This window comes from Streptomyces sp. NPDC034043 (assembly GCF_055575675.1).
Genome location: NZ_JBVISF010000002.1, coordinates 466,803 through 491,324 on the forward strand (window position 1 = coordinate 466,803; position 24,522 = coordinate 491,324).

Here is a 24,522-nt window from a genome sequence, read left to right on the forward strand (position 1 = left end):
CGGTCCGCCGGAAGCCTTCGGCGGGTTCATCACACGCCTCCCTTCGAGCTCTCGTCGTCGACGATCTCCGCGTCGACGACTTCTTCCTCCGTGCCGGACGGCCCGTCGCCGGACGGTCCGTCGCCGGGCGGCCCTGTGCCGGATGCCGGGCCGCCACCGGCGGCGGCCGCTCCCTGGGGCTCGTACAGGGCGGTTCCGATCTTCTGCGCGACGGCACCGGCGCGTTCCGTCGCCGCGCGGACGGCCGCCGTGTCCTGCCCCTTGAGCTTCTCCTTCAGGTCCCCGATCGCCGTCTCCGTCTCCGTCCTGACGTCGGCCGGGATCTTGGACTCGTTGTCGCGCAGCAGCTTCTCCGTCTGGTAGACGAGCTGCTCGGCGCGGTTGCGGGTCTCGGCCTCCTCCTTGCGGCGGCGGTCCTCCTCGGCGTGCTGTTCGGCCTCGCGGACCATGCGGTCGATGTCGTCGCGGGGCAGTGAGGAGCCGCCGGTGACGGTCATCTTCTGCTCCTTGCCCGTGCCGATGTCCTTGGCCGTGACGTGCATGATGCCGTTGGCGTCGATGTCGAAGGAGACCTCGATCTGCGGGACGCCGCGCGGGGCCGGCGGCAGGCCCGTCAGCTCGAACATGCCGAGCTTCTTGTTGTACGCCGCGATCTCGCGCTCACCCTGGTAGACCTGGATCTGCACCGACGGCTGGTTGTCCTCGGCCGTCGTGAAGATCTCCGACCGCTTGGTCGGGATCGTGGTGTTGCGCTCGATGAGCTTGGTCATGATGCCGCCCTTGGTCTCGATGCCGAGGGACAGCGGGGTCACGTCGAGGAGCAGGACGTCCTTGACCTCACCCTTGAGCACACCGGCCTGGAGGGTGGCGCCGATGGCGACGACCTCGTCCGGGTTGACGCCCTTGTGCGGATCCTTGCCCGTCAGCTCCCGGACCAGCTCCGTCACGGCCGGCATGCGCGTCGAGCCGCCGACCAGGATGACGTGGTCGATGTCCGAGACCTTGATCTTCGCGTCCTTGACCGCGTTGTGGAACGGCGCCCTGCACCGCTCCAGGAGGTCGGCGGTCAGCTGCTCGAACTGGGAGCGGGTGAGTTTCTCGTCCAGGTGCAGCGGGCCCTGGGCCGAGGCGGAGACGTAGGGCAGGTTGATCGTCGTCTCCGTCGCGGCGGACAGTTCGATCTTCGCCTTCTCGGCCGCCTCGCGCAGCCGCTGGAGGGCCATCTTGTCCTTGGACAGGTCGATGCCGTAGGCGTTCCGGAACTGCTTCACCAGGTGATCGACGATCTTCTGGTCCCAGTCGTCGCCGCCGAGGTGGGTGTCGCCGTTGGTGGACTTGACCTCCACCAGACCCTCGCCGATCTCCAGGAGCGACACGTCGAATGTGCCGCCACCGAGGTCGAAGACGAGGATCGTCTGGTTGTTCTCCTTGTCCAGGCCGTACGCCAGCGCCGCGGACGTCGGCTCGTTGATGATCCGCAGCACCTTCAGGCCCGCGATCTCGCCGGCCTCCTTGGTCGCGGTGCGCTGGGCGTCGTTGAAGTACGCCGGAACGGTGATCACCGCGTCCGTGACCTCCTCGCCCAGGTACGCCTCGGCGTCGCGCTTCAGCTTCTGCAGGACGCGCGCCGAGATCTCCTGGGCCGTGTACCGCTTGCCGTCGACGTCACCGGCCTCCGGGAAACGCCAGCCGGCCTCACCGATGTGGCGCTTCACGGACCGCGCGGTGCGGTCGACGTTCGTCACCGCCTGCCGCTTGGCGATCTCTCCGACCAGGACCTCTCCGCCCTTGCCGAAGGCCACCACGGAAGGGGTGGTCCTGTTTCCTTCGGTGTTGGTGATGACCGTGGGCTCGCCGCCCTCGAGGACCGCCACGACGGAGTTGGTCGTGCCCAGGTCGATCCCGACCGCGCGTGCCATCATCGGCTCCTTTCAGATCGCTTCCGCTGCTGATGCCTTTCGGTCGTTGACGCCTTTCGCTCGTTCACGCATTTGCATGTCGGCTGTTCACGTACGCCGGCGGTTCACGGCGCCGGGCGGCCGGGGAGAGGGCGGCCTTCGGCGAAGGCCGCCGCCTCCGCCTTCCCGCCGCGCGCCCGTCAGACGTCGATCTCCTTGCGCGAGCCCTCTCCGGCCGCCCTGATCTCGATCTTCCGGGGCTTCGCCCGCTCCGCGACCGGAATGCTCAGCCGGAGCACGCCGCCCTCGTAGGAGGCCTCGATGCGTTCGGTGTCCAGGGTCTCGCCGAGGAACAGCTGGCGGCTGAAGGTGCCGGAGGGGCGCTCCGCGATCAGCACGTCGCCGTCGTCGCCGGAGGCGGTGGTCCGTCGCTCCGCCCTGACGTTGAGCACGTTCTGGTCGACGTCCACGTCGATGGACGCGGGGTCGACGCCGGGCAGGTCCAGCTCGACGACGACGGCGTCACCCTCGCGGAAGGCGTCCATGGGCATGCCCTCCGGCCGGGCGGCGGTCCCCAGGAAGCGCTCGGTCAGCCGGTCCAGGTCACGGAAAGGATCGGTTCGCATGAGCATCGTCGTTCACTCCTCTCCCACATGTCACAGATGCACATGGCAACACCACCTATATAGCGCGCGGCAATAAACTTGACAAGAGTCGACTCAAGGAAGGGGGCGGACCCCGCCGAACCCCCGCGCGGACCCCGCACCCCGCCGCCGCGGATCTCAAACAAAGATCACTCGATGGTGCATTCGGGCCGCCCGGGGCAGGCCCGGTCGCCAGACTCGAACCGCGTGGCTGGGAGACCGCTGCGCGCGCTCCGCGCCGGCCGGCGCGGAGCCGGGGTGGGGCTCGCCGTGCGGGAGACATGCTGTGACACACCACGACGGCCGCCAGCCGCGGCTGACCGAGGACGCCGTGGCCCTGGTGGCCGGCCTCGCCGATCTGGCGGTCAGCGGTCTGAGCGGCGCGGTGGACGGCCTGAGCGGCCTGCTGCGCCGCGCCGACCTCGGGGAGCTGCTGGCCGACGGCCAGGAGGAGACCAAGGTGCGCGGCCGCCTCTTCCTCGACCGGCACGCCGCCGCGCCGGCCCACCTGGAGGTCCTGGCCCGCACCGTCACCGCCCGCGTCCGGGCGGAGAGCGGCGATGAGTGAAGGGGAAGCGCACGCCTTCCTGAAGGAGCGCGTCGACCGGGTCCTCGACGGCTTCGTCTCCGCGGAAGCGCGGGCGCTGGCGGACATCGACGCCTCCCTGGCACCGGTCGCGGAGCGACTGCACGCCGCGACCGCGCACGGCAAACGCCTGCGGGCGGCGTTCTGCTACTGGGGATGGCGCGGGGCCGGCCAGCCGGACAGCGAGGCACTGGTGCGTGCCGCCGCCGCGATCGAGCTGGTCCACGCGGCCGCCGTCGTCCATGACGACCTGATCGACCACAGCCGCACGCGGCACGGCCTGCCCACCGGGCACATCGCCCTCCGCCGGGTCCTCACCGGCCATCCGCGGCCGAAGGCCGGCGCCCGGGCCCTGGCGATGCTGGTGGGGGATCTGCTGGTGTCGATGGCCGGGGACCTGTTCACCACCTCGGGGCTGCCCGGCGCCTTCCTGAGCAGGGCCCGGCCCCTGTGGGCGGTCCTGGCCCGCGAACTGGTGGCCGGTGAATGCCTGGAAGTGCTGCGCACCGGCTGCGCGCCGGACCCCGACGCGTCGGTCAAGGTGATCCGCTACAAGACGGCCAAGTACACCGTCGAGCACCCCTTGCAGATCGGCGGCCTGCTCGCCGGCGCCCCGCCCCGGCTGATCCGGGCGTACAGCGACTACGGCCTGCCGCTGGGCGAGGCGTTCCAGCTGCGCGACGACCTCCTGGGGCTGTTCGGCGACCCGGAACGGACCGGCAAGGACCCCGCGGACGACCTGGCGGGGAACCGGCCCACCGCTCTGATGGCCCACGCGCTCACCTCAGCCACCGAGGCGGAACGCGGCGAGCTGCGCCACCTGCTCGGGCGGGCGGAGCTCGGCGAGCGGCAGGTGGAGCGGGTGCGGGAGATCGCGCACCGCACCGGGGCCGTCGCCCGCGTCGAAGACATGATCACCGCCCGGTTGCGCGAAGCGCACGACGCCCTGACCGACGCCGGCGTGCCCACCGAAGCCCGCACGGCACTGACGGACCTGGCGACGCTCTCGGCCACCCGCATCCACTGACCGCCACCCCACCGGAACACCGGGAGCAGCACGATGACCTACACCCAGGCGTCCATGGACGCCCTGCGCACCACGGGGGACGAACTCGCCGACGCGACCGTGGCGGCCCTGTTCGAACGCGGCGAAGTGGGCAAGTTCAACACACTCATGCGCTACTTCTCCGCCGTCGGGCAGGACCTCCCCGAGGGCCTGCCGGAGGTCGCCCGCGCGTACCTGCACGAGACCGGCGCTCCCCCGGCCTGGGTGGACTGGGGCGAGATGGAGAAGGCACGGCTGTTCTTCATCGACAACAACGTGCACATCTCCACCGCGCTGTCCTTCGCCTCGATGCCCGCCTGCTACGTGCTGCCGCACGTGGCCAGGCTGCTGTCGGCCACCCACTCGCTGAAGTACCCGTCCAAGCGGATGGCCGAGACGGGCCAGTTCACCGTCTACCTCATGCAGCCCGACGCGTTCGAAGCGGGCAGCCGCTTCATCCCCGCCGCCCAGAAGGTACGGCTGCTGCACGCCTCCATCCGCCACCACCTCAGGCGCGAGGACCGCTGGGACACCGCCGCCCTGGGGACGCCGATCTGTCAGGAGGACATGATCGGCGGGCAGATGATGTTCTCCATCCAGGTCCTGGACGCCCTGCACCGCCTCGGCATCCACATGAGCACCGAGGGCGCCGAGTCCTACTACTACGCCTGGAGGGTGGTCGGCGCCATGCTCGGCGTCGACCAGGACCAGGCACCGGAGGACCTGCGGGCCGCCCGCGCGTTCTCCGACCTCTACATGACCCGCCACATGGGCCCCAGCGAGGAAGGCGCCCTGCTCACGCGCCAGCTCATCGACCTCTACGAGGAGGTCGTGCCCGGCACCTTCTTCGACCCGCTCGTCTCCGCCCTGATCCGCTACCTGATCGGCGACACCTGCGCCGACTGGCTGCACGTCCCCCGCACCACCTGGGACACCGTGGTCAAGGCCGCCCCCACCCTGCTGGGGGTGCTGGAGACCATCGAGGACCGCTCACCCCTGGCGGCCTGGGCCCTCGACCGGCTCGGACACCTGACCAGCGTCCTCGAACTGTCCGCCCTCACGCGCGGCCGCGTGATGCACTACGCCATCCCCGAGCAGCTCAAGAACGACTTCGGGGTCAGCGGCACCATCCCGCCCAAGAGCCGCTGGACCCCGCCGCCGGCGACCGTCCCCCCGGCGGGCCGGGAACCGTCCGGCCACCCGGGCCACTCCGGGGTGAGGTGAACGGGGTGGCGGGCGGCGGCACGGCGCGGGATCAGCGGGTGGAAGCGCCCCTGCCGCCAGCCGCCCTCCCCCTCCGTATACTCCCGGTGTTCCGACGGGCGTCGGTCCGTACGTGACCGCCGCAGGCGCCGGCGAGCAGGCCGCCGGTGTCCGGCAAGGCCCGGCGGGTGGGCCGGTCGCGCGCGGGACACGGCCGGGGGGGGAGAGGACCATGCAGCCGTGAGCGCGGGCACCGTGAAGTCGGCGGCGTCGTCCGGGGGTGGTGCCGACGCGTGGCGGGTCGAGGTCAATGCGGCGCCGGGCCGCCTGGTCGTGGCCGGGGTGATCGGCACGGCCCGGGAGCACGCGCACGCCGCCGTGCAAGTACTGGCGTGCGGGTCCGGCAGGGTGCTGCTGAGCGACGGGCGGGACGAACTGCCGGTACGAGCCGCCGTCATCCCCGCCGGGCACACGCATCGCGTGCGTCCGGCACCGGGGCCGGCGCCGATGGGGGTGATGGTCTACCTCGACGCGGACACCACCGCCGGACGCGCCCTGCACTCCACCGCGGCCCGTGGCGGGGTGGCCTGCTGGGCCGCCGCGGCGTCCGTGTTCACCGAGGCGGACCCGCCGCCCTCCGCCGTGTCGGTGGCGGGCGTGCTGCGGGCGCTGGACCGGCTCGGCGCCGCCGCCCCCGGCCGGCCCCGGCACCCGGCCCTCGCGGCGGCGCTGGCGGCGCTGCCGGGCGCGGTGGCGGACGGACCGGTGCGGGTGGGCGAGGTCGCCGCCCGGGCCGGGGTGTCCGCGAGCCGGCTGGGGCACCTGTTCGCCGAGCAGTTGGGCTGGTCGTTCCCGGCGGCGGTGCGGTGGGCGCGGCTGCACGCCGCGATCGTCTCGGTGCGTGGCGGGGCGAACGCCACCGAGGCCGCGCACGCCGCCGGGTTCTCGGACAGCGCCCACCTGACCCGCGTGTGCAAGGCCATGTTCGGCATCACCCCCTCCCAGGCCCTGGCCGCCGCCCACTGGGCGCCGGCGGCCGACGGCCCTGATACGCGGCGGGACCGGTAGCGGATCCGTTCAAGCCCGCCGGACACCGCGGCCGCGAGGCTGCCGGTATGCCTGCAACGACCGCCGCGGCGCCCGCTGTCGCCCTCGCCCGATTCCTGGTCCGGTACGCGTACGTGCCCTTCATGCTGCTCGGCGTCAACGGCGCCGCCATCTGGCTGGTGAGCGCCGGAGCCCCGAAGCCTTGGCTGCTGGTGGTATTGGCGTTCGCGGTGGGCTGCTCGTTCGCCGCCGAACGCGTGCTCCCGTACCTGCCCGCGTGGAACATCCCGCGCGGGGACGGCCGCCGCGACACCGTCCACGCTTTCGTCAACGAGGTGTTCACCCTTGCCGGACTCGCCGTCGTGCCCGCGGCCGCCGCGCTCGCGCCGGCCCCGGGGGTGTGGCCGGACAGCTGGCCGCTGTGGTGCCAGGTGCTGCTCGCCGTCGCCGTCGCCGACCTCGGCATCACCCTCGTGCACCGCGCCAGCCACCACGTCGGCTGGCTGTGGCGGCTGCACGCCGTCCACCACAGCGTCACGCGCTTCTACGGCTTCAACGGTCTGATGAAGCACCCCCTCCACCAGAGCCTCGAAACCCTCGGGGGCGTCACCCCGCTGCTGCTGCTCGGCATGCCCCTCGACGTCGCCTCCGTCCTGGCCTGCGCCGTCGCCGTCCAGCTCCTGCTCCAGCACTCCAACGCCGATTACCGCACCGGCCCGCTCACCACGGTCCTCGCCCTCAACCAGGGCCACCGGTTCCACCACCTGAAATGGGCCGGCATCGGAGACGTCAACTTCGGCCTGTTCACCCTCGTCTGGGACCACGCCATGCGCACCCACTCCTACGACCCGGACCGGCGGTTCACCTCCGAAGACCTGGGCATGGCCGCCGAACCCGACTACCCGGCCTCCTACCTCGCCCAACTGGCCGAACCGTTCCGGCCCGGTCGTTGATCACGGCATGTGGCCACCGCCATCCCCCACGCACCCCATGACCGGCCGGCCCGCATCCGGGCCCGGTCGTGACGGGGTCGACGAAGACAGGAGGACCATGACCACCACCGACCTCACCCAGGCCAGGGAGCGGTCCGCACCACCGCCCGGTGCCGATTCCGCGGCGGAAGAGAGCACGGCGGCGCTGCTGCGCCCCTATTACCCGGGTTTCGCCGCCGTGGTGACGCTGCAGGTCATAGGCGCCCTCGCGGGTCTGATGCCGCTGCTGGCGGTCGTCGAGCTGGGGCGCACGCTGCTGGCGCCCGGCCCGGCCGATGCCGGCCATGTACGGATCATCGTGATCGAGGGCGCCGCGGGCCTGTTCCTCCGGCTCCTGTTCACGGCCGCTTCCTCCGGGCTCGGACACGTCCTGGACGGCCGGGTGCAGCTGACGCTCCGCCGGCGGCTGGCCGCGCGGCTCGGGCGGGTACCGATCGGCTGGTTCTCCCGGCGCCGGACCGGTGAGCTGGCGAAGGTGGTGGGGGACGACGTCAGCGCGGTGCACCCGTTCATCGCCCACACCCCCGGCGAGCTGGTTTCCGCCTTCGTGGTTCCTCTGGCGTCGCTGGTCTACCTGTTCACCGTCGACTGGCGGCTCACACTGATCACGCTGATACCGGTCGTGCTGGCGGTGGCGCTGGTCCCCCTGATGATGACCCCGGCCCGGCTGCGCGAGCAGGAGGAGTTCGACGCGGCCATGGGACGGATCTCGAGTTCCGTCGTCGAGTTCGTCCAGGGCATCGCGGTGGTCAAGGCGTTCGGCGCGTCGGGGCGCGCCCACCGCAGGTTCCTCACGGCCGTGGACGATTTCGTCCGCAGCTTCTTCGGGATGGTGCGCGGGCTCGCCGGCATCGCCGCGGGGATGCAGGTGGCGCTGTCGCCGCCGTTCGTGCTGTCGGTCGTCCTGACCGGCGGTACGGCTCTGATCACCACCGGTGCCATGGCCCCGGCCGACCTGCTGCCCTTCCTGCTCCTCGGACTGGGCCTGACCGCTCCGGTGGCCGCCCTCGGCCACGGGTTCGACGACATGCAGGCCGCCCGCCGCGCCGTCGGCCGGATCCGGGAAGTGCTCGCGGTGCGGCCGCTGCCGGAGCCCGCGCACCCGGCGGCACGGCGGGGTCACCGGGTGGAACTGCGCGGCGTCCGGTTCGGCTACGAAGCCGATCACGAGGTCCTGCGCGGGGTCGACTTGGTGCTCGAACCGGGGACGACCACCGCGATCGTGGGGCCGTCGGGAAGCGGGAAGTCCACCCTGGTCCAGCTGTTGCCGCGGTTCTTCGACCCGACCCACGGTTCGGTGACCCTGGGCGGCGTGGACCTGCGCGACCTCGGCAGCCGGGAGCTCTACCGGACGGTCTCCTTCGTCTTCCAGGACGTCCGCCTGCTGCGTGCGTCGGTCGCGGACAACATCGCGCTGGCGGTACCGCACGCCGGCCTCGACGACGTGATGCACGCCGCCCGGCTGGCGAACATCCACGATCGCATCCTGGAACTGCCCCGCGGATACCGGTCGGTGATCGGTGAGGACGCCGGTCTGTCGGGCGGCGAGGCGCAGCGGATCGCGCTCGCCCGCGCACTGCTCGCCGACGCGCCCGTCCTCGTGCTCGACGAGGCGACCGCCTTCGCGGACCCCCAGACCGAACAGGCGGTGCGCCGCGCACTGGCCACGCTGGAGGGTGACCGGACCGTCCTGGTCATCGCCCACCGCCTGGAGACGATCGCCGACGCCGACACCGTCGTGATGCTGGACGGAGGACTGATCGTCGAACAGGGCAGGCCGGCCGAACTGCTGGCACGGCCGGGCAAGTTCGCCGCGTTCTGGCAATCCCGGCGTACGACGGAAGCCGACCCGGCCACGACCCTGGCTGACGTACCGCAAGGAGACGAGCTCCGATGATCCGCATGCTGCTGCGCGTACTGGGCCGCGAATACGCCCGGCCGGTGCGTCGCACCGTGGCCCTGATGACCACGACCGCGGTGGTCGAGGGCCTGTCCTACGCCCTGCTGGTTCCCGTGCTGCGGGCCCTCTTCGGCAGTACGCCCGAAGACGCCTGGCCGGTGCTGACCGCGTTCGGGGCCGCGGTCGCGGGCTACGCGGTACTGCGTTACGCCGGCGACCGGTCCGGTTTCCATGCCGGGACCACGCTGTTGCGCGGCACGTACCACCGTCTCGGCGATCATCTGGCCCGGCTGCCCCTCGGCTGGTACGACGCGGGCCGCCTCGGAGAGCTGTCCGTGCTGGCCGGCCGCGGCGTCCTCCAGGCGATGAGCGTGATCGCGCACCTGCTGGCCCCGTTCATCTCCGCCTGCGTGACCCCCCTGACGATCGTCGTCGTGATGCTGGCCTTCAACTGGCAGATCGGTCTGGCCGCAGCGGCCGCCGTACCGATCGTGGCGGCGATCCAAGTCCGGACCGGCCGCTCCACGGCCGCCGCCGACGCCGAGCGGCACGAGCGCGACCACGAGGCCACCGGGCGGGTCATCGAATACCTCCAGGCCCAGCCGGTGCTGCGCGCCGGAGGCCGGACCGTCGAAGGCTTCAGGCTGCTCGACGAATCGCTGCGGGAAGTCGAGCGCGCGTCCCGGCGCTCCACGCTGTCGGCGCTGCCCGGCGTGGTGGGTTCGACGCTCGCGGTGCAGATGACGTTCACCGGCGTGCTGGCCCTGGGCGCCTATCTCGCGCTCGGCGGGCACATCGGTGCGGCGGAGGTCCTGTCGATCCTGGTGCTGGCCGCCCGCTGCGCGGACCCGCTGCTGTCCCTGTCGGACATCGGCGGCCAGATCCGCGGCGCGCGCTACGAACTGGCGCGACTCGACGCGGTGTTGCGTACCGAGCCGCTGCCGGAAGCTGCCGAACCGGTCCAGCCGGTGCGGCACGACGTGGAGTTCGAGTCCGTCTCCTTCCGGCGCGGCGAGCGCACGGTGATCGACGGCCTGTCGTTGGCATTGCCGCAGGGACAACGGCTGGCCGTGGTCGGGCCGTCGGGTTCCGGCAAGAGCACGTTCCTGCAGTTGCTCGCGAGGTTCTACGACGTGGACGCGGGCGCCGTGCGCGTGGGCGGTGTGGACGTACGTGCCGTCGACCCGCGGGTGTTGATGGAGCAGTTCGCCATCGTCTTCCAGGACGTCTACCTCTTCGACGGCACGATCGAGGAGAACGTGCGTCTGGGCCGCCCCGACGCCGACGAGGCCGAGGTACGGGCGGCGGCGACGGCGGCCCGGTTGGACGAGGTGATCGAGCGCCTGCCCGGTGGATGGTCCACGCGTGTCGGCGAGGGCGGGGCGCTGCTCTCGGGTGGTGAACGCCAGCGCGTGTCGATCGCGCGGGCACTGCTGAAGGACGCGCCCGTGGTGCTGTTGGACGAGGTGACCTCGGCACTGGACCCGGTGAACGAGGCGGCCGTCCACGAGGGCATCGAACGCCTGATGGCCGGCCGCACGGTGCTGATGGTCGCGCACCGGATGCGCACCGTCCGACGCGCCGATCGCGTCGTCTTCCTGGACGGCGGCCGGATCGTGGAGGAAGGCAGCCACGACGAACTGCTGCGCCTCGGCGGCCGCTACGCCGCTTTCTGGAACGTCACCCTGACCCCGGGCGGCGCGTGACGAGCCGGGCCACGGCGGTCGGACCCGGACCGGAACACGCAGGCGCCGCACCGCACCGCACTCCTGCTATTCGGCTGCCCGGGGCTTCGTGGTCGTCGTGGTGGTCGTGGCCAAGGTGTCCGCGAGTTGCGTCCTGCTGCTCACTCCCAGCTTGCGCAGGGCGTTGGCGACGTGGTGCTCGGCGGTGCGGGGCGAGAGGTTGAGCTGCTCGGCGATGGCGCGGTTGGAGAGCCCCCGTCCGGCGAGGACGGCGACCTGGTGTTCGCGGGGGGAGAGCTGGTCACCGTATCCGATGGGGCCGCGCTTGTTGGTACGGGTGAGCCCGTGGTGGCGCAGCAGGCGGTTGCAGTTGCCGCTGTCCCAGGTCGCGCCGATGCGCCCGTAGACCTCCAGCGCCCGGTTGCCGAGTTCCTGTCCTCGCCGGCGGTCGGCGGGGAGCGCGCGGCGGGCGGCGCCCTGGAAGGCGTATCCGGTCTCGAGCGGTCTGCCGGCCTCGTTCCAGGCGCGGGCGGCCCGGGTGAAGAGGGCCTCGGCGGCATCCGGGCGCCGGCCGGCCTCCGCGAGGTGGGCGCGGCAGGTGAGGAGCGAGGCGGTGGCCGCCGGGGCACTGCGGCCGTCGATGCCGTCGGCGAAGTCCTCGACGAGCTGCCCGGCTTCGGCGTGGCAGCCGGTTCGGACGAGGGCCTCGACGGCGACGGGGGCCAGATCGGTGGCCCAGAGCCATCCGCCGGTGCGGCGGATGTGGTCGAGGGTGTCCGCGGTGGCGGCGTGGGCGTGGTCGGGGCGGTCGGCGGCGAGGTGGATGCGGGCCAGGGCGGCGGCGGAGGCGGGCAGGACGATCCCGGTGTCGAGCTGGGAGGTACGGGCGGCGTTCGTCAGGTCCTGGCGCGCGGTTGGGGTGTCCCCCCGCTGATGGAGGGTGAGCAGGCCGCGGACGAGGAGGGATTCGGCGGCGAGGTCGGGGATATCGGAGTAGAGGTGGACGGCGCGCTCGACGCGCGCGGCGAGGTCTTCCCAGTGGCCGGTGGTCCAGGCGAGGAGCAGGTGGGCGGTGTCGGCGAGCCCTTCGAGGTAGGGGATGCCGTTGCGTTCGAGGATCGCGTCGGCCCGGGTGAGGTAGTCGCGGGCGGCGTCGGGATGGCCGAGCGCGGTGGTGGCGTGGGCGAGGTTGACGTGGGCGCGGGCGAGCTGGACTTCTTCGGCCGGGGAGGAAGGGGTCCGGGGCAGGGCCGCTGCCGCGTTCCAGGCTTCCGGGTCACCGGTGAACATGAGGACGGTGGCCCGGTTGGCGGCGATGGCGGTGCGCTGGACAGGGTCCGTGATGCGCGGGATGAGTGCTTCGGCTCGCTCCAGCCACTCCAGGTGCTGGGTCAGTGGCCATCCCTGGACGGAGGGGAAGGCGATGGTGGACATGGCGCGGGCCGCGAGGTCGGGCGCGGTGTCGGTGAGTTCGTGGACGGCCCGGGCGATCTCGTCCATGCCGGCCAGTCCGAGACCCGCCTGGTTGCGCATGAGGGTGCCCAGGTAGAGGCGCAGCTCACCGGCGGCAGCACGGGGCGGGTCGTCCTCGGTGAGCGTCCGGCGCAGGGCGGGGATGATGGCGTCGTCCGGCATCGCCGACAGGGCGGCGTTGCCGAGTTTGAGGCCGAGCCGGATCCGGGCGGCAGCGCAGGAGTGATCGCTCAGCGCCGTCAGGTAGTGGCGGGTGGCGGTGCCGGTGTCGCCCTGGGCGGTGGCGCGGTCGCCGGCGGCTTCGGTGTAGCGCAGGTACGCCTTGGTGTGGCCGGCCTGCTGGTAGTGGTGGGCGATCTGGGCGAGGGGCGGCGGTGAGATGTGGGCGAGGACGGCCTTGGCCGCGCGCAGGTGCAGGGGACGCCGTTCGAACTCGCAGACGGCTTCGTAGGCCGCCTGGCGGGCCAGGGAGTGGCGGAAGTCGAGGGTCCCGGCGGCGGCGGGGTACAGGACGCCGTGCTCGAGCGCCATGGTGACGGCCCGGCGGGTGTCGTGCTCGCTCAGTCCGGTGATGTCGGCGAGCAGGTCGACGGTGACGGGACCCGCTGCCACGGCGGCGGCGGCGATGACGTCGCGGGCCTGCTCCGGGAGGAGTGCCAGACGTTCCAGGAGCACCCGCCGCACCGGGGCGGGCAGGATGATCGCGTCGTCGTCCAGGGTGCTGCCGTCGCCGTCGCCGTCGCCGTCGGTGATCAGCCGGATGACTTCCTCGATGGCGAAGGGGATGCCGGCGGTGCGGCGGTGCAGACGTTCGGCGAAGTGCTCGGACGTGTGGTCCGCGCCCATCAGCCGGGCCGCCAGCTCTCCCGTCTCCGCCGCGGTCAGGGGGCCCAGCCGGACTTCGTGGACCTGTTCGCCGGACAGCCACGAGGCCGGTCCACGAGGTCCTGCGGCATGAGGAGCGTCGTCCCGGTCGGTGAGGACGACCGTGAGGTCGGCGGGGAGGCGGGTGGTCAGGACCCGCAGGAACTCGCGGGTGCTCGCGTCGGCCCAGTGGACGTCCTCCAGGACCAGGACCGCCGGGTCTATGGACCGCAGCAGTGCGTAGATGGCTCCGTGCAGGCGGTAGGTCTCGGCCGGCGCGTAGCTGATGACCGGGAGCGACGGCGGCAGGAAGCCGGCGAGGCCGGGCAGGAGAAGACGCAGCGCGCCCGCGAGTGCGGGTACGTCACGCAGCGCACTTGCGGGGAGACAGTTGAGCGCGGCGATGACCGGTCCCAGGACCGGGGTTTCCGCCATCTCGGAACACTGCCCGATCAGGTGCGGGAGGCCCTTCAGCGCGGGGGCCCGCAGGAGCTCCTGGACGAGTCGCGTCTTGCCGATGCCGGCCTCACCGGTGATGACGATGATGCCCGGCGGCCGGGACGCCACGCGGGACAGCGTCGCGAGCTGGGCCGCGCGTCCGATCAGGGGGGTGGGGATGGGCCGTGAAGCGTGCACGGGAGGCTGGCTCTCCTGGGGGTGATGCGGGCGGATGCGCCGCGCGGGGGCTCTGCCGCGAGCCGTACGGGCCCGCCCCCGCGGGGCCCGTACGGTGCTGCTGGGGTCAGGGTCGGTGGCGTTCCGAGAGCTGCTGCTCGTAGAGGCTGGCGGGTGCCACCGGCTTGCCGGGGCTGACGATGGTCCCGAGGGCGGGCGGGGTCGGGAGGTCGCCGTCGTGCTTGCCGTCGACCCGCTTGCCGGTGATGCCGTACGCCCAGTTGTTGGCGGTGGGCGGCGTCAGGATGGCGTACTTGGCGGCCTTGGTGTTCCAGAACATGTTGTTGGCGCCCTGCCAGCCGTGGCCGGTGCCGCCGTCCCAGGCGTTGGCGGCGATGAAGGCGCCGTCGGTGCTGTTGATGGTCAGCTGGTCGTAGAGGGTGCCCGAGGCCCAGCGCATGTGCGGGCCGGCGTCGACTTGTCCGTGGCCGGTGACGGACGTGGCGGTGGAGCGGGTGAAGACGTTGGGGCCGGCGGCGAAGGCCTGGGTGGTCCAGGCGTGGACGCGGTCGCCGGTGACGGTGGTGTCGCGGACCAGCACCTGCTGCCCGCCGACCATGAACGCGGGCGGCGGGGCCAGCCCGTCGGGGACCTTCATGTTCAGGTCGGCGGCCCGCTCGATGGTGACCCGGCTGGCGTTGTCGTTGACGTAGAACCCGGATCCGAAGCGGGTCAGCTTCACGTCCTTGACCCACACGTCCCGTGCGGCGCCTACCGTCACCAGGCGCGAGGCGAAGGCACCGGCGTCCTTGTTCTTGCCGTCCTCGGGCCGCCCGTAGTCGGGGTGCTCGCTGAATTCCTTCGCGTCCGCGGCCAGGTTCTCCACGCCCGCGTTGGTGACCTGGCCGGCGAGGGTGTAGTGCCAGGCGGTGCCGCCGCCGTACTTCTTCTCGATCGCGGTCGTGATCGGGGCGTCCAGCGTGAGGGTCTTCCCGGAGACGGCCACCACGGTGCGTACGGCGAGGATGCCCGAGTTCGGCGTCCAGGACTCCCCGCCGGGGATCTTGTTCATGCCGATCGCGTTGATCCACTCCTGGGTCGTCGGGCGCTGGACCACGATCCGCTCCCCCGCCTTGAACGAGGAGGCGTCCTGGAGGGTGACCTTGGTGGCGCCGACGGGCACGTCGTCGGCGATCGTCACCCGCTGTCCCGTCCGGGTGTAGTCGCCGTCCCCGCCGATGGTGATCAGCGAGCCGGGCACCCCCTTGGCCTGGAGCAGGGTCCCTCCCTTGCCGAGGTCGGTGCCGGAGCCGCGCAGGACGACTCCGTCCGCCAGCTTCAACGAGGCCGTGACCCGGAACGTCCCGGGGCCCAGGAGGACCGCTACGGGCCCGCCCGCGGTCTTGGCCTTCTTCGCGGCGGCGTTGACGGCGTCCTGGATGCGGGGGGTGTCGTCGCCGTCGCCGGTGCGCTCGTCGACGCGTCCGACGACCGCGGCGTCGGGCAGGGCGACGCCGCCGCCCTTGTAGCCGGCCGAGGAGAAGTCGGGGATGCGGTTCCTGGACGCGTCCGGCGTGTAGGACAGCTTGCCGTTGACCAGCTCCAGTGAGGGCACCTTGGCCGTGCCCGGCTGCGTGGCCTGCGCGGCCTGCTCGTCGCTCTGCACCCACACGACCGCCGTCGTCGCGAGCGCCGCGACCGCGCAGGCGGCCGTGATGCGGCCCGCGCTCATCGTCCTGCTGTGCCGTCCCTTGCCCTTCCGGTCCGGGATCGGCTTCTTCGTACGCCTGGCGCTCATCGCGCTGCTCCTCAAAAGTGGTGCGGTGCCCTACGAGCCCCACAACAGGAGATCGTAGGCGGAATAGAAAATCCAGCCGAAGATTCTTTGGTGATAGAACCGTGATTCACAAGGATCTTTGGCTACGGCCCGCCGGGCGGTGTGGCCCGGCGGGCTGATGGGGTCAAAACTCGGTCAGAACTTGAGGGACCAGGCGTTGATGTAGCCGGTGTCTTCCTCGGCGTTGTCGGTGACGCGCAGGTTCCAGGTGCCGTTGGCGACCTGGCCGGAGGCGTTGACCGTGTAGGTGCCCTGAACGTCGTCCGCGCCGTCGTTGCCGTTGTAGCCCTTGAGCAGGTAGGCGCTGCCGTCGGGGGCTACGAGCTCGACGCGCAGGTCACCGCGGTAGGCGTGACGGATGTCCACGTTCACCGTCAGGGCCGCTGGCGCGTTGCCGCTGACCCCGGACACGGTGACCGGCGAGTCGACGGTGGCGTTGTCCCTGATCTGGTAGTCGGCCGTGTTCTCGAACTTCGGGCCGCTCGGCGGCGGAGTGGTGCCCCCGCTGACGTGGAGCAGCTTGTTCGGGGAACCGGTCCTGGCGTCGGTGACCTTGTGGGGGGTGGTGTCGGCCACGAGCTCGTCGCGGACCTGCGCCGGCGACCAGGACGGGTTCGCCGCCAGGACCAGGGCGGCCGCCCCGGCCACGTGCGGCGAGGCCATCGACGTGCCGCTCAGGATGGTCGTCGCCGTGTCACCCGAGTGGGACGTCGAGGTGATGCTTCCTCCCGGAGCGAACAGATCCAGACAGGATCCGTAGTTGGAGAACGGGGCGCGGGCATCGCTGCTCTCGGTCGCGCCCGCCGTCATTGCGGAGGGCGCCGAGCCGGGTGAGTAGGAGCAGGCGTCCCCGGACACGTTGCCCGCCGCTACCGCCCAGGTCAGGCCGGAGCCGACGGAGTTGGCCACCGCATTGTCGACGGACTGGCTCCTGCCGCCGGAGATGCTCATGTTGCCCACGGCGGGCTTGACGGCGTTGCGCGTCACCCAGTCGATACCGCTGATGACGGTCGACCACGCAGCACTCGCTCCGCAGTCCAGCACCCGCACGGACACCAGCTTCGTGCCCTTGGCGACCCCGTAGGTGCTGCCGCCGACCGTTCCGGCGACGTGGGTGCCGTGCCCGTGGCAGTCGGAGGCGTTGGAGTCGTTGTCGATGAAGTCGTAGCCGCTGACCGCCCGGCCGCCGAAGTCCTGGTGGGTCATACGGACGCCCGTGTCCAGGACGTACGCGGTGACGTTCGAGGCGGTGCCGGGATAGGTGTACTTCTTGTCCAGCGGCAGGTCCCGCTGGTCGACGCGGTCCAGGCCCCAGGTCGGGTTGGTCTGCGTCTCGGCGGCGCGCGCGATGCCGTCCGCCTCCACCCGGGCCACCGCCGGGTTCGCGGCGAGTCGCTTGGCGGCGGCCTCCGGCAGACGGACGGAGAAGCCGCGCAGCGCGTCGGTGTACACGCGCCCCAGCGTGCCGCCGTGTGCCGCTGCCAGGTCGCGGGCGTGCCGCTCGACCTCACCGCGTCCGATCGACGTGTTGAGGGTGACGATGTAGGAGTCCTTCACCACGTCGGCGCGCCCAGCGCCGACGATCACTCCCTCGCCCGAGGGAGTGGGGGCCGCGCTCACTGCCGTACCCGCCCCGACCAGCAGGGCAACACTCGCGAACCCTGCGGCGACAGCGCGCAGGCCCACAGCGTGGGAACTCATGCAGATTCCTCCTCGACGACTGTCCGGACCGCGCCGGCCCGGCAACCACGGAGCAACCCCCGCCTCGGGGCAGGCCGAATCAGGCCGCGGCGGCCTGGCGAAGCCACCGCGACCCGGTTCCGTACCCTTGGGCCCCACGGCCACCCGGTCCGTGCCCGCAATCCCCGCAGCGTGGGGCGGGCACGGCCGCGAGACCCCTGCGGCCATGCCCACGCTCGACGGCCACTCCTCTGGGGGGAGGCTCCATGGCACATCCGGTCGCGTCCGAGCAGGCGACCGAGGTGTGGTTACGGACGAGCCACCGTCGAACCCCCCACAGCATCGTCCGCACGGGGGGAACGAGACAATCCGTATCGCTACCTAAAAGTTTCGGCCCGCACCTGGAGGAGCCGGCGATCGAGCCGGCCGCCGGTGATGTACCGCATCGGCCGGCGGAGCCGGGCCGGCAATGGCAGCATCCAGAAGCTGAGGTCACACCCGATCTTCAGCGCCTTCCACGTCCCGGCGCTCGAGCCCTACCCGGCCGGCCCTTCCCCCTTCTCCTCGAAGGGCGATGAGGAGGCAGTAGCGCGGCACCTCCGGACAGCTCGCCGTCATCAAGAACGCAACGGCCGCCGCCCCGGAGCACCGGTTCCATTCGGTGCGCGCACTCGTCAACGTCTGGCGGGCGGCCGCCTGAGCTCTCCGGGCCGCCTGCGAGATGACGACAGCGCCGACTGCTCCCCCGGCCTCGGGGCACAAGATCCAGTCGGCGTTGCACGGCCCCAAAAAACGACCAGGGGCCGTTTTGGATTGCTCCAAAACGGCCCCTGATCTGCGACTCTTTCGAGTCGGGACGACAGGATTTGAACCTGCGACCCCTTGACCCCCAGTCAAGTGCGCTACCAAGCTGCGCCACGTCCCGATGCCGCTGACCTGGGGTTTCCCCCAGCCCGACCGGCACGAGAACAATACCGCACTTCGGGGGGTGGTCGCGCACGCCTTTCCGGTGCCGGGGCCGGATGGCATGCGGGGCGGGCCCGGGCTTGACCTCAAGTTTGCTTGAGGTCGCATCGTTGCCGCATGACACAGGTATCCGCGGACACCCGGCTCCGCTATGACGATCTGGACCGGCTGATCGCGCTCATGACCGGGGCCGAGAAGCACGGGCCCGCCGCCACCTCCACGCTCGACGTGCTGTGGGTGCTGTACGACCGGGTGCTGCGCGTCGGGCCCGGCAGCGCCGAGGACGCCGGGCGGGACCGGTTCCTGCTGTCCAAGGGGCACGGGCCGATGGCCTACTACGCCGTGCTCGCCGCCAAGGGGTTCTTCCCCGTCGACTGGCTGCCCGGCTTCGGCACGTACGGCTCCCCGCTCGGCCACCACCCCGACCGCACCCTGATCCCCGGCGTGGAGATCGGCAGCGGCTCCCTCGGGCACGGGCTGCCGCTCGCCGTCGGCAGCGCGCTCGGGCTGCGGGCCCAGGGGCTGGACGAGGCCGCCGTGTGGGTGCTGATCGGGGACGCCGAGCTCGACGAGGGCAGCAACCACGAGGCCATCGCCTACGCCGGCTCGGCCGGGCTGGAGGCACTGCACACCGTGGTGATCGACAACGACTCCGCCACCCACGGCTGGCCCGGCGGGATCGCCTCCCGCTTCGAGGCGGCCGGCTGGAGCGCCGTCACCGTGGACGGGCGGGACCACGCGGCGCTGCACGCCGCCTTCACCACACCGCATCCGGGCCGGCCGCACGCGGTCGTCGCCCGCGTCGAGAAGAAGTTCTGAGGGGGAAACGGCATGGACACCATGCGGGAGCGGTTCATCTCGGTCACGTCGCGGCTGCTCGACGAGGATCCCCGGCTGGCACTGGTGCTCGCCGAGATCTCCATGGACGGGTTCCGGCCGGCTCTGGAACGGCACCCGGACCGGGTGATCAACGTCGGGATCCGCGAACAGCTGCTCGTCGGCGTGGGCGGCGGGCTGGCCCTCACGGGGATGCGTCCCGTGCTGCACACCTTCGCCAGCTTCCTCGTCGAGCGGCCGTTCGAGCAGGTCAAGCTGGACTTCGGGCACCAGGGCACGGGCGGGGTCCTGGTCAGTGCCAGTGCCAGCTACGACTGGCCGGCCGGCGGGTTCACCCACATGGCACCCGGCGACGTGGCGCTGCTGGACACCCTCGACGGCTGGACCGTCCACGTGCCCGGCCACCCCGACGAGGCCGAGGCGCTGCTGCGGCACGCGTACGCCGCCGGGGACGACCGGGTGTACGTCCGGCTCTCCCAGCAGTCGAACGCCGCGCCGCGCCCCCTCGGCGACCTGAGCTTCCAGACCGTACGGGAGGGCCGCGCGGGCGTGGTGGTCGCCGTCGGCCCGCTCCTCGACAACGTCCTCGCGGCGACCGAGGGCCTCGACGTCACGGTCCTGTACGCGGCCACCGTGCGCCCCTTCGACGGCGCGGCCCTGCGCGCCGCCGCCGGGCGGGCCGCGGCCGACGTGGTGCTGGTCGAGCCGTACCTCGCCGGCACCTCGGCGGCGGCCGCGGGGCAGGCCCTGGCGGAGGTCCCGCACCGCGTGCTCGCCCTGGGCGTCGGGCGGGCGGAGCTGCGCCGCTACGGGACCCTCGACGAGCACACCGCCGCCCACGGCCTGGACGCCGGCTCGCTGCGGCAGCGGATCACCGCCTTCCTGCATTGAGGGCGGCGGGCTTCCGGGGCGCCCTCACGCGCGGCGGTCCTCCCGGCCGCGCAGCAGCTCCGCCAGCTCGGCGGCGAGCGCCTTGACCGTCGTGAGGCCCTGCGTCCCCCAACGCCGCGGCACCACGTCCACGGCGCACACCGTGCCGAGGACGAAGCCGCGCCGGTCGGTGAGGGGCGCTCCGAGGTACGAGCGCACCCCGCTCTCGTCGACGACGGCGTTGCCCGCGAAGCGCGCGAAGTCGCGTACGTCCTCCAGCACCAGGGCCCTGCCCCGCACCACCACGTGCGGGCAGTAGCCGTGGTCCCGGGGCAGCACCCGGGCGGGGTAGCCGCTCGCCGCGGCGTCCGGGCCGTGGTGCAGGCCCGCGAAGAACTGTCGTTCCTCGCCGACGAAGTTGACTCCGGCGTAGGGGGCCTCCAGCGTCCGGGCGACCCGGCGCGCGAAGGCGTCGAGTTCCTCGTCGGCCCGCTCGCCCAGGTCCATCTCGCGCAGCCGCACCGCCCGTGCGGGTGCCTCCCGGTCCACCGGGGTGAGCAGCAGGTGGCCGGTCGATTCGTAGTAGGTCATGGTGGTTCCCCCGGATTCGAATGTGGAGGGCGGCCCTGTCGGGCCGTGGACAGCAGGTGGTGGACGAGGGCGGCGAGTGCCCCCGTACCGGAGCGGGTCAGCCGGGCGTCGCAGCGTACGACGGGCACGCCCGGGCCCAGCCCCACGGCCTCGCGGACCTCCTCGGACGTGTAACGGTGGCTGCCGTCGAACTCGTTGACGGCGACGACGAAGCCGATCCCGCGCCGTTCGAAGAAGTCCACGGCGGGGAAGCAGTCGGCGAGGCGGCGGGTGTCGGCGAGGACCACCGCGCCGAGCGCCCCCGCGCACAGCTCCTCCCACAGGAACCAGAAGCGTTCCTGCCCGGGCATGCCGAAGAGGTACAGGACGTGCCGGTCGTCCAGGGTGATGCGCCCGAAGTCCAGCGCGACCGTCGTGGCCGTCTTCGCGGCCGGCCCGTCGAGCGGGTCGGAGCCCTCGCCCAGCCCGCTCAGCAGTTCCTCCGTGCACAGCGGCTCGATCTCGCTCACCGCGCCCACGAAGGTGGTCTTCCCGGCCCCGAACCCGCCCGCGACCAGGATCTTCAAGGTCGGGGGCAGGGCCGGGGCCGCCGTCTCACAGCCGTCGGCGCAGGCCATCGAGCACCGCCCTCAGCAGCGACAGGTCGTCGGCGGCGAGCGAGCCGCCGCCGTGGGGGAACCGGGGTGCCTGTGCCATGACGGCCCCGTACTCCATCAGGTCGGACAGCAGCACCTTCACCACCACGGCCGGGAGCCGCAGCTGGCCGGCCACCTCGGCGACCGTCACCGCCGCCGCGCCCGCGCACATGCGCAGGGCGAGGGTGTGCTCGGTGCCGAGCGGTACCCCCGGGCGGACGCCGGTCGCGGTCATCAGGGACAGCAGGTCGAGGGTGACGGAGGGGCGGGTGCGGCCGCCGCTCGCCGTGTACGGGCGCATGACGCGGCCGGCGGAATCGTCCAGCCATGGTGTGTCCCGGGCCGTGGGGAAACCGCCCGCCGGGAAGCCGCTGACCCCCCTCGCCCAGGCCCTCATCGCTCCGTGTCGGCGACGGGCCGGCGCGGCGGGGCCGCGAGGTACGGCCGTACGCTCTTGACCAGCATCGCCATCTCGTAGCCCAGCACGCCGGCGTCGGCCTCCCGGTCCGCGAGCACGGCCAGGCAGGTGCCGGAGCCGGCCGCCGAGACGAAGACGAGCGCCGTGTCGAGCTCCACGACCACCTGCCGGACCTCGGCGCCGTCCCCGAAGCGGGCTCCGGCGCTGCGTCCCAGGGAGTACAGGCCACAGGCGAGGGCGGCCATGTGGTCGGCGCTGTCGGAGTCCATGCCGTGGACGCAGGTGACGAGTCCGTCGGCGGTGAGCAGGACCGCGCTGCGGGTGTACGGCACCCGTTGGACGAGACCGCTGAGCAGCCAGTCGAGATCGGAGAGGCTGACTGTCTTGGTCGCCAGTTCGCCGGCCATGGGGGTGTGCTCCTTGCTGGGGTTCATGCCTGTTCGTCCGACTGGGCGAGGCCGAAGCCCCGCTGGAAGGCCGCCATCAGGCCGGGGTCGTGCAGGGGGTGTTCGGTCGCGTCGGCCCGCCGGGGGGCGGGGGTGTCGCGCAGCTGGGGCGCGAGGTGCTGCTGGGCGTTGCGCCGGGGCAGGGACGGCCGGGCCTCCTCGGGGGCGGAGGTCTGCTGCGGGATGCGGCGCGGCAGGGGGGCGGGGGCCGGCCCCGGCTGCGGTTCCGTCGGCCGTGTGACCGCCGGGTCCCCTCCCGGGCGGGGGCGCTTGACCGGTTCGAGCCCCGTGGGCGGTGCCGGCTCCGGGGCTGCGGGGGCTGCCGGAGCAGCTGGGGCTACTGGGACTGGTGGAGCTGCCGGAGCTGCTGCCCAGGCCGCTCCCGGATCCGTGCCGGTGTCCAGCGGCCAGGCCGTGTCCGGTGCCGGGCCCGCGCCCCGGGCGGGGTCCGCGTCCAGGAGCCGGACCGGCTCCAGGGTGCGGGCGGAATCCCAGGGGGCGTGGCCCGGGCTCCGGACACCGCGGGCCCCCCGCGCCTCGGCCGGGCCCGCCTCCGGGTCGGGGGCAGGGGCCGGGGCGGGGCCCGCGTACGACGCCCGGGCAGGATCCTGGGCCGGGTCCCCCGCCTGGCCCCGGGCCGGGGCCCGGCCACCGTCGGGGGCCTGAGCCGAGGCCGGGTCCGCGTACCGCGACGCCCGAGGCGGCGCGGCGGACGGGTACGCCGGGCGAGCCGGGTCCGTGGGACGGGCCGGCGCGGCGGACGGGTACGCGGCGCGGGCCGGGTCCGTGTCGGCGGCCGGCGTCCCGGCCGGGTGGGCGGGCGGTACCGCCGGGTTCCGGGCCGGCTCCACGGCCCGGGCCTCCGGAGCCGGCAGCGGGGACCGTACCGCCGGTGCCGGGGTCTCCCGGCGGACGGCGGACTCCGGGGCGGGGACCGGAACCGGGGCCGGCCAGGAGACGGTGCCCCACGAGGTGGCGCGCGAACCGCCCGCCGCGTCGGCCTCGTTCGCCGGCTCCGCACCCAGCAGGCCCTGGGGCAGCACCAGCACGGCGAGCACCCCGCCGTAGATGTTGGACTTCAGCTCGACGGCGATCCCGTGCCGCCGGGCCAGCGCCGACACCACGAACAGGCCGATCCGGCCGTCGGCCAGCAGGTGCCGGACGCTCACCTGGTCGGGGTCGCGCAGCAGCGTGTTCATCCGGTGCTGCTCCTCCGCCGGCATGCCCAGTCCGCGGTCCTCCACCTCGACCGCGATCCCGGCGGTGACCCGCTCCGCCCGCACCACCACGTCCGTGTCGGGGGCGGAGAACACGGTGGCGTTCTCCACCAGTTCGGCCAGCAGGTGCACCACGTCGGCGACGGCGTGGCCCCGGACGGTGCCGCCCGCCGGGGGCACCACCTTGACCCGTGTGTACTGCTCGACCTCGGCGACCGAGGAGCGCAGCACCTCGCTCAGGTCGATGGGCCGGGTCCACTGGCGCCGGGAGGCGGCCCCGCCGAGCACGGCGAGGTTCTCGGCGTGCCGGCGGATCCGGGTGGCGAGGTGGTCGACGTGGAAGAGCTCCTTCAGCAGGTCGGGGTCCTCGACGGTGTCCTCCAGCCCGTCGAGCAGCGAGATCTCGCGGTGCACGAGCGACTGGAGCCGGCGGGCGAGGTTGACGAACACCTCCACCTTGCGGTCGCTGTCGGTCGGTGGCGCCGGCAGCGCCAGCCGTACGAGGGTCGCCTGCGCCTGCTCCCTCGCGACCCTCAACTCCTGCGCGAGCAGCCAGAACTCGTCCACTCCGGCCTGGTCGCCCTCCGGCGGGGCGCCGGCCCGGTCCCCGCGCGCGGGGCGGGCCACCGCCTCGCCGCGCTGGAGCCGCTCGCCGGCGGTCCGCAACTCCTCGCGCCCCCGCACGCTGGAGCGGCGCAGCGCCTCGCAGCGGTCGCGGACGGCCTTGGCGGCACGCTGGGCCCCGAGGAGGGCGGCGGCGAGCGCGCCGGCGGCGAGCAGCGCGCAGCCCGCCAGCACCGGCCACAGCCGGTCGTCCCGTGTGCCGGAGCCCCCGCCGAGGTGGAGGGTGAACATGACCGCGGCCGCCCCGCTGAGCCCGGCGGCGAGCGTGGGCAGCACGGCGGCGCGGACCATCTGGGGGCGTAGCTGACGGCCCGGCCCCGTCACGGCGTGTCTCGACGGGGAGTGGCGGGCGGTGCGGAGTCCGGACATCGGCGTCCTCGGTACGTGGGGCCCGGCCCCCAGCGTGTCGCGGGGCCGGTGTTGATCACCGGATACCCACGCTAGACCGC

General features: G+C 72.9%; 19 protein-coding genes and 1 tRNA gene. 9 read left to right on the forward strand and 11 right to left on the reverse strand.

The window, feature by feature from the left end; translation table 11 throughout:
* Positions 1 to 29 precede the first annotated feature (29 nt).
* Together dnaK and ACZ51S_RS06780 are read right to left on the reverse strand one after the other, a co-directional pair.
* Positions 30 to 1,919 carry a molecular chaperone DnaK gene (gene dnaK / locus ACZ51S_RS06775; protein WP_468959965.1) on the reverse strand — a complete coding sequence of 630 codons (1,890 nt, stop codon included), beginning with the start codon at positions 1,917 to 1,919 and terminating at the stop codon, positions 30 to 32.
* 179 nt (positions 1,920 to 2,098) lie between these two features.
* On the reverse strand, positions 2,099 to 2,530 hold the full coding sequence (locus ACZ51S_RS06780) for an Hsp20/alpha crystallin family protein (protein WP_468479976.1): 432 nt from the start codon (positions 2,528 to 2,530) through the stop codon (positions 2,099 to 2,101).
* Positions 2,531 to 2,828: 298 nt separating this feature from the next.
* Here ACZ51S_RS06780 and ACZ51S_RS06785 point away from each other — a divergent pair, with 298 nt between their 5' ends.
* From ACZ51S_RS06785 to ACZ51S_RS06815, 7 genes are all read left to right on the forward strand, one after another.
* Positions 2,829 to 3,110, forward strand: a complete 282-nt coding sequence (locus ACZ51S_RS06785; protein ID WP_468959967.1) for a polyprenyl synthetase — start codon at positions 2,829 to 2,831, stop codon at positions 3,108 to 3,110.
* Positions 3,103 to 4,155, forward strand: a complete 1,053-nt coding sequence (locus ACZ51S_RS06790; protein ID WP_468479974.1) for a polyprenyl synthetase family protein — start codon at positions 3,103 to 3,105, stop codon at positions 4,153 to 4,155. The genes ACZ51S_RS06785 and ACZ51S_RS06790 overlap by 8 nt, the downstream gene beginning before the upstream one ends.
* Positions 4,156 to 4,188: 33 nt before the next feature.
* Positions 4,189 to 5,397: an oxygenase MpaB family protein gene (locus ACZ51S_RS06795; RefSeq protein ID WP_468959970.1), complete on the forward strand. Its 1,209-nt coding sequence runs from the start codon at positions 4,189 to 4,191 to the stop codon at positions 5,395 to 5,397.
* Between the two features lie 219 nt (positions 5,398 to 5,616).
* Positions 5,617 to 6,444, forward strand: a complete 828-nt coding sequence (locus tag ACZ51S_RS06800) for a helix-turn-helix transcriptional regulator (protein ID WP_468959973.1) — start codon at positions 5,617 to 5,619, stop codon at positions 6,442 to 6,444.
* A gap of 47 nt (positions 6,445 to 6,491) precedes the next feature.
* On the forward strand, positions 6,492 to 7,376 hold the full coding sequence (locus tag ACZ51S_RS06805) for a sterol desaturase family protein (RefSeq protein ID WP_468887793.1): 885 nt from the start codon (positions 6,492 to 6,494) through the stop codon (positions 7,374 to 7,376).
* Between the two features lie 97 nt (positions 7,377 to 7,473).
* On the forward strand, positions 7,474 to 9,312 hold the full coding sequence (locus ACZ51S_RS06810; RefSeq protein ID WP_468479970.1) for an ABC transporter ATP-binding protein: 1,839 nt from the start codon (positions 7,474 to 7,476) through the stop codon (positions 9,310 to 9,312).
* Positions 9,309 to 11,021, forward strand: a complete 1,713-nt coding sequence (locus ACZ51S_RS06815; RefSeq protein ID WP_468959975.1) for an ABC transporter ATP-binding protein — start codon at positions 9,309 to 9,311, stop codon at positions 11,019 to 11,021. Before ACZ51S_RS06810 ends, ACZ51S_RS06815 begins: the two co-directional genes overlap by 4 nt.
* Before the next feature lie 66 nt (positions 11,022 to 11,087).
* On the opposite strand, the gene ACZ51S_RS06820 is transcribed toward ACZ51S_RS06815, so the two are convergent.
* The 4 genes from ACZ51S_RS06820 to ACZ51S_RS06835 form a co-directional block, all read right to left on the reverse strand.
* On the reverse strand, positions 11,088 to 13,973 hold the full coding sequence (locus ACZ51S_RS06820) for an ATP-binding protein (protein WP_468959978.1): 2,886 nt from the start codon (positions 13,971 to 13,973) through the stop codon (positions 11,088 to 11,090).
* 106 nt (positions 13,974 to 14,079) lie between these two features.
* Positions 14,080 to 15,750, reverse strand: coding sequence for a peptidoglycan-binding protein (locus ACZ51S_RS06825; RefSeq protein ID WP_468802496.1), 1,671 nt, complete (start codon positions 15,748 to 15,750; stop codon positions 14,080 to 14,082).
* Between the two features lie 174 nt (positions 15,751 to 15,924).
* Positions 15,925 to 17,490, reverse strand: a complete 1,566-nt coding sequence (locus tag ACZ51S_RS06830) for a S8 family serine peptidase (RefSeq protein ID WP_468959980.1) — start codon at positions 17,488 to 17,490, stop codon at positions 15,925 to 15,927.
* 830 nt (positions 17,491 to 18,320) lie between these two features.
* Positions 18,321 to 18,394: transfer RNA gene (locus ACZ51S_RS06835), tRNA-Pro, on the reverse strand.
* A 158-nt stretch (positions 18,395 to 18,552) separates the two neighbouring features.
* On the opposite strand from ACZ51S_RS06835, the gene ACZ51S_RS06840 reads away from it, so the two are divergent.
* The gene (locus tag ACZ51S_RS06840; RefSeq protein WP_468802494.1) at positions 18,553 to 19,254 is read left to right on the forward strand and encodes a transketolase; all 702 of its coding nucleotides are present in this window, start codon (positions 18,553 to 18,555) and stop codon (positions 19,252 to 19,254) included.
* Between the two features lie 12 nt (positions 19,255 to 19,266).
* Positions 19,267 to 20,163, forward strand: a complete 897-nt coding sequence (locus tag ACZ51S_RS06845; protein ID WP_468802493.1) for a transketolase family protein — start codon at positions 19,267 to 19,269, stop codon at positions 20,161 to 20,163.
* Between the two features lie 24 nt (positions 20,164 to 20,187).
* On the opposite strand, the gene ACZ51S_RS06850 is transcribed toward ACZ51S_RS06845, so the two are convergent.
* From ACZ51S_RS06850 to ACZ51S_RS06870, 5 genes are read right to left on the reverse strand one after another with little or no spacing between them, the layout of a single operon-like run.
* Entirely contained in the window at positions 20,188 to 20,733 is a 546-nt protein-coding gene (locus tag ACZ51S_RS06850; RefSeq protein ID WP_388931042.1) for a GAF domain-containing protein, read from the reverse strand.
* On the reverse strand, positions 20,730 to 21,350 hold the full coding sequence (locus ACZ51S_RS06855; protein ID WP_468802492.1) for a GTP-binding protein: 621 nt from the start codon (positions 21,348 to 21,350) through the stop codon (positions 20,730 to 20,732). The genes ACZ51S_RS06850 and ACZ51S_RS06855 overlap by 4 nt, the downstream gene beginning before the upstream one ends.
* Positions 21,328 to 21,765 (reverse strand): DUF742 domain-containing protein, encoded by a 438-nt coding sequence (locus tag ACZ51S_RS06860; RefSeq protein WP_468802491.1) that lies wholly within the window; start codon positions 21,763 to 21,765, stop codon positions 21,328 to 21,330. The genes ACZ51S_RS06855 and ACZ51S_RS06860 overlap by 23 nt, the downstream gene beginning before the upstream one ends.
* A complete protein-coding gene (locus ACZ51S_RS06865) occupies positions 21,762 to 22,193 on the reverse strand; it encodes a roadblock/LC7 domain-containing protein (RefSeq protein ID WP_388932219.1) in 432 nt (143 codons plus the stop codon). The genes ACZ51S_RS06860 and ACZ51S_RS06865 overlap by 4 nt, the downstream gene beginning before the upstream one ends.
* Positions 22,194 to 22,216: 23 nt before the next feature.
* On the reverse strand, positions 22,217 to 24,442 hold the full coding sequence (locus ACZ51S_RS06870) for a sensor histidine kinase (protein WP_468802490.1): 2,226 nt from the start codon (positions 24,440 to 24,442) through the stop codon (positions 22,217 to 22,219).
* Positions 24,443 to 24,522: the final 80 nt, after the last annotated feature.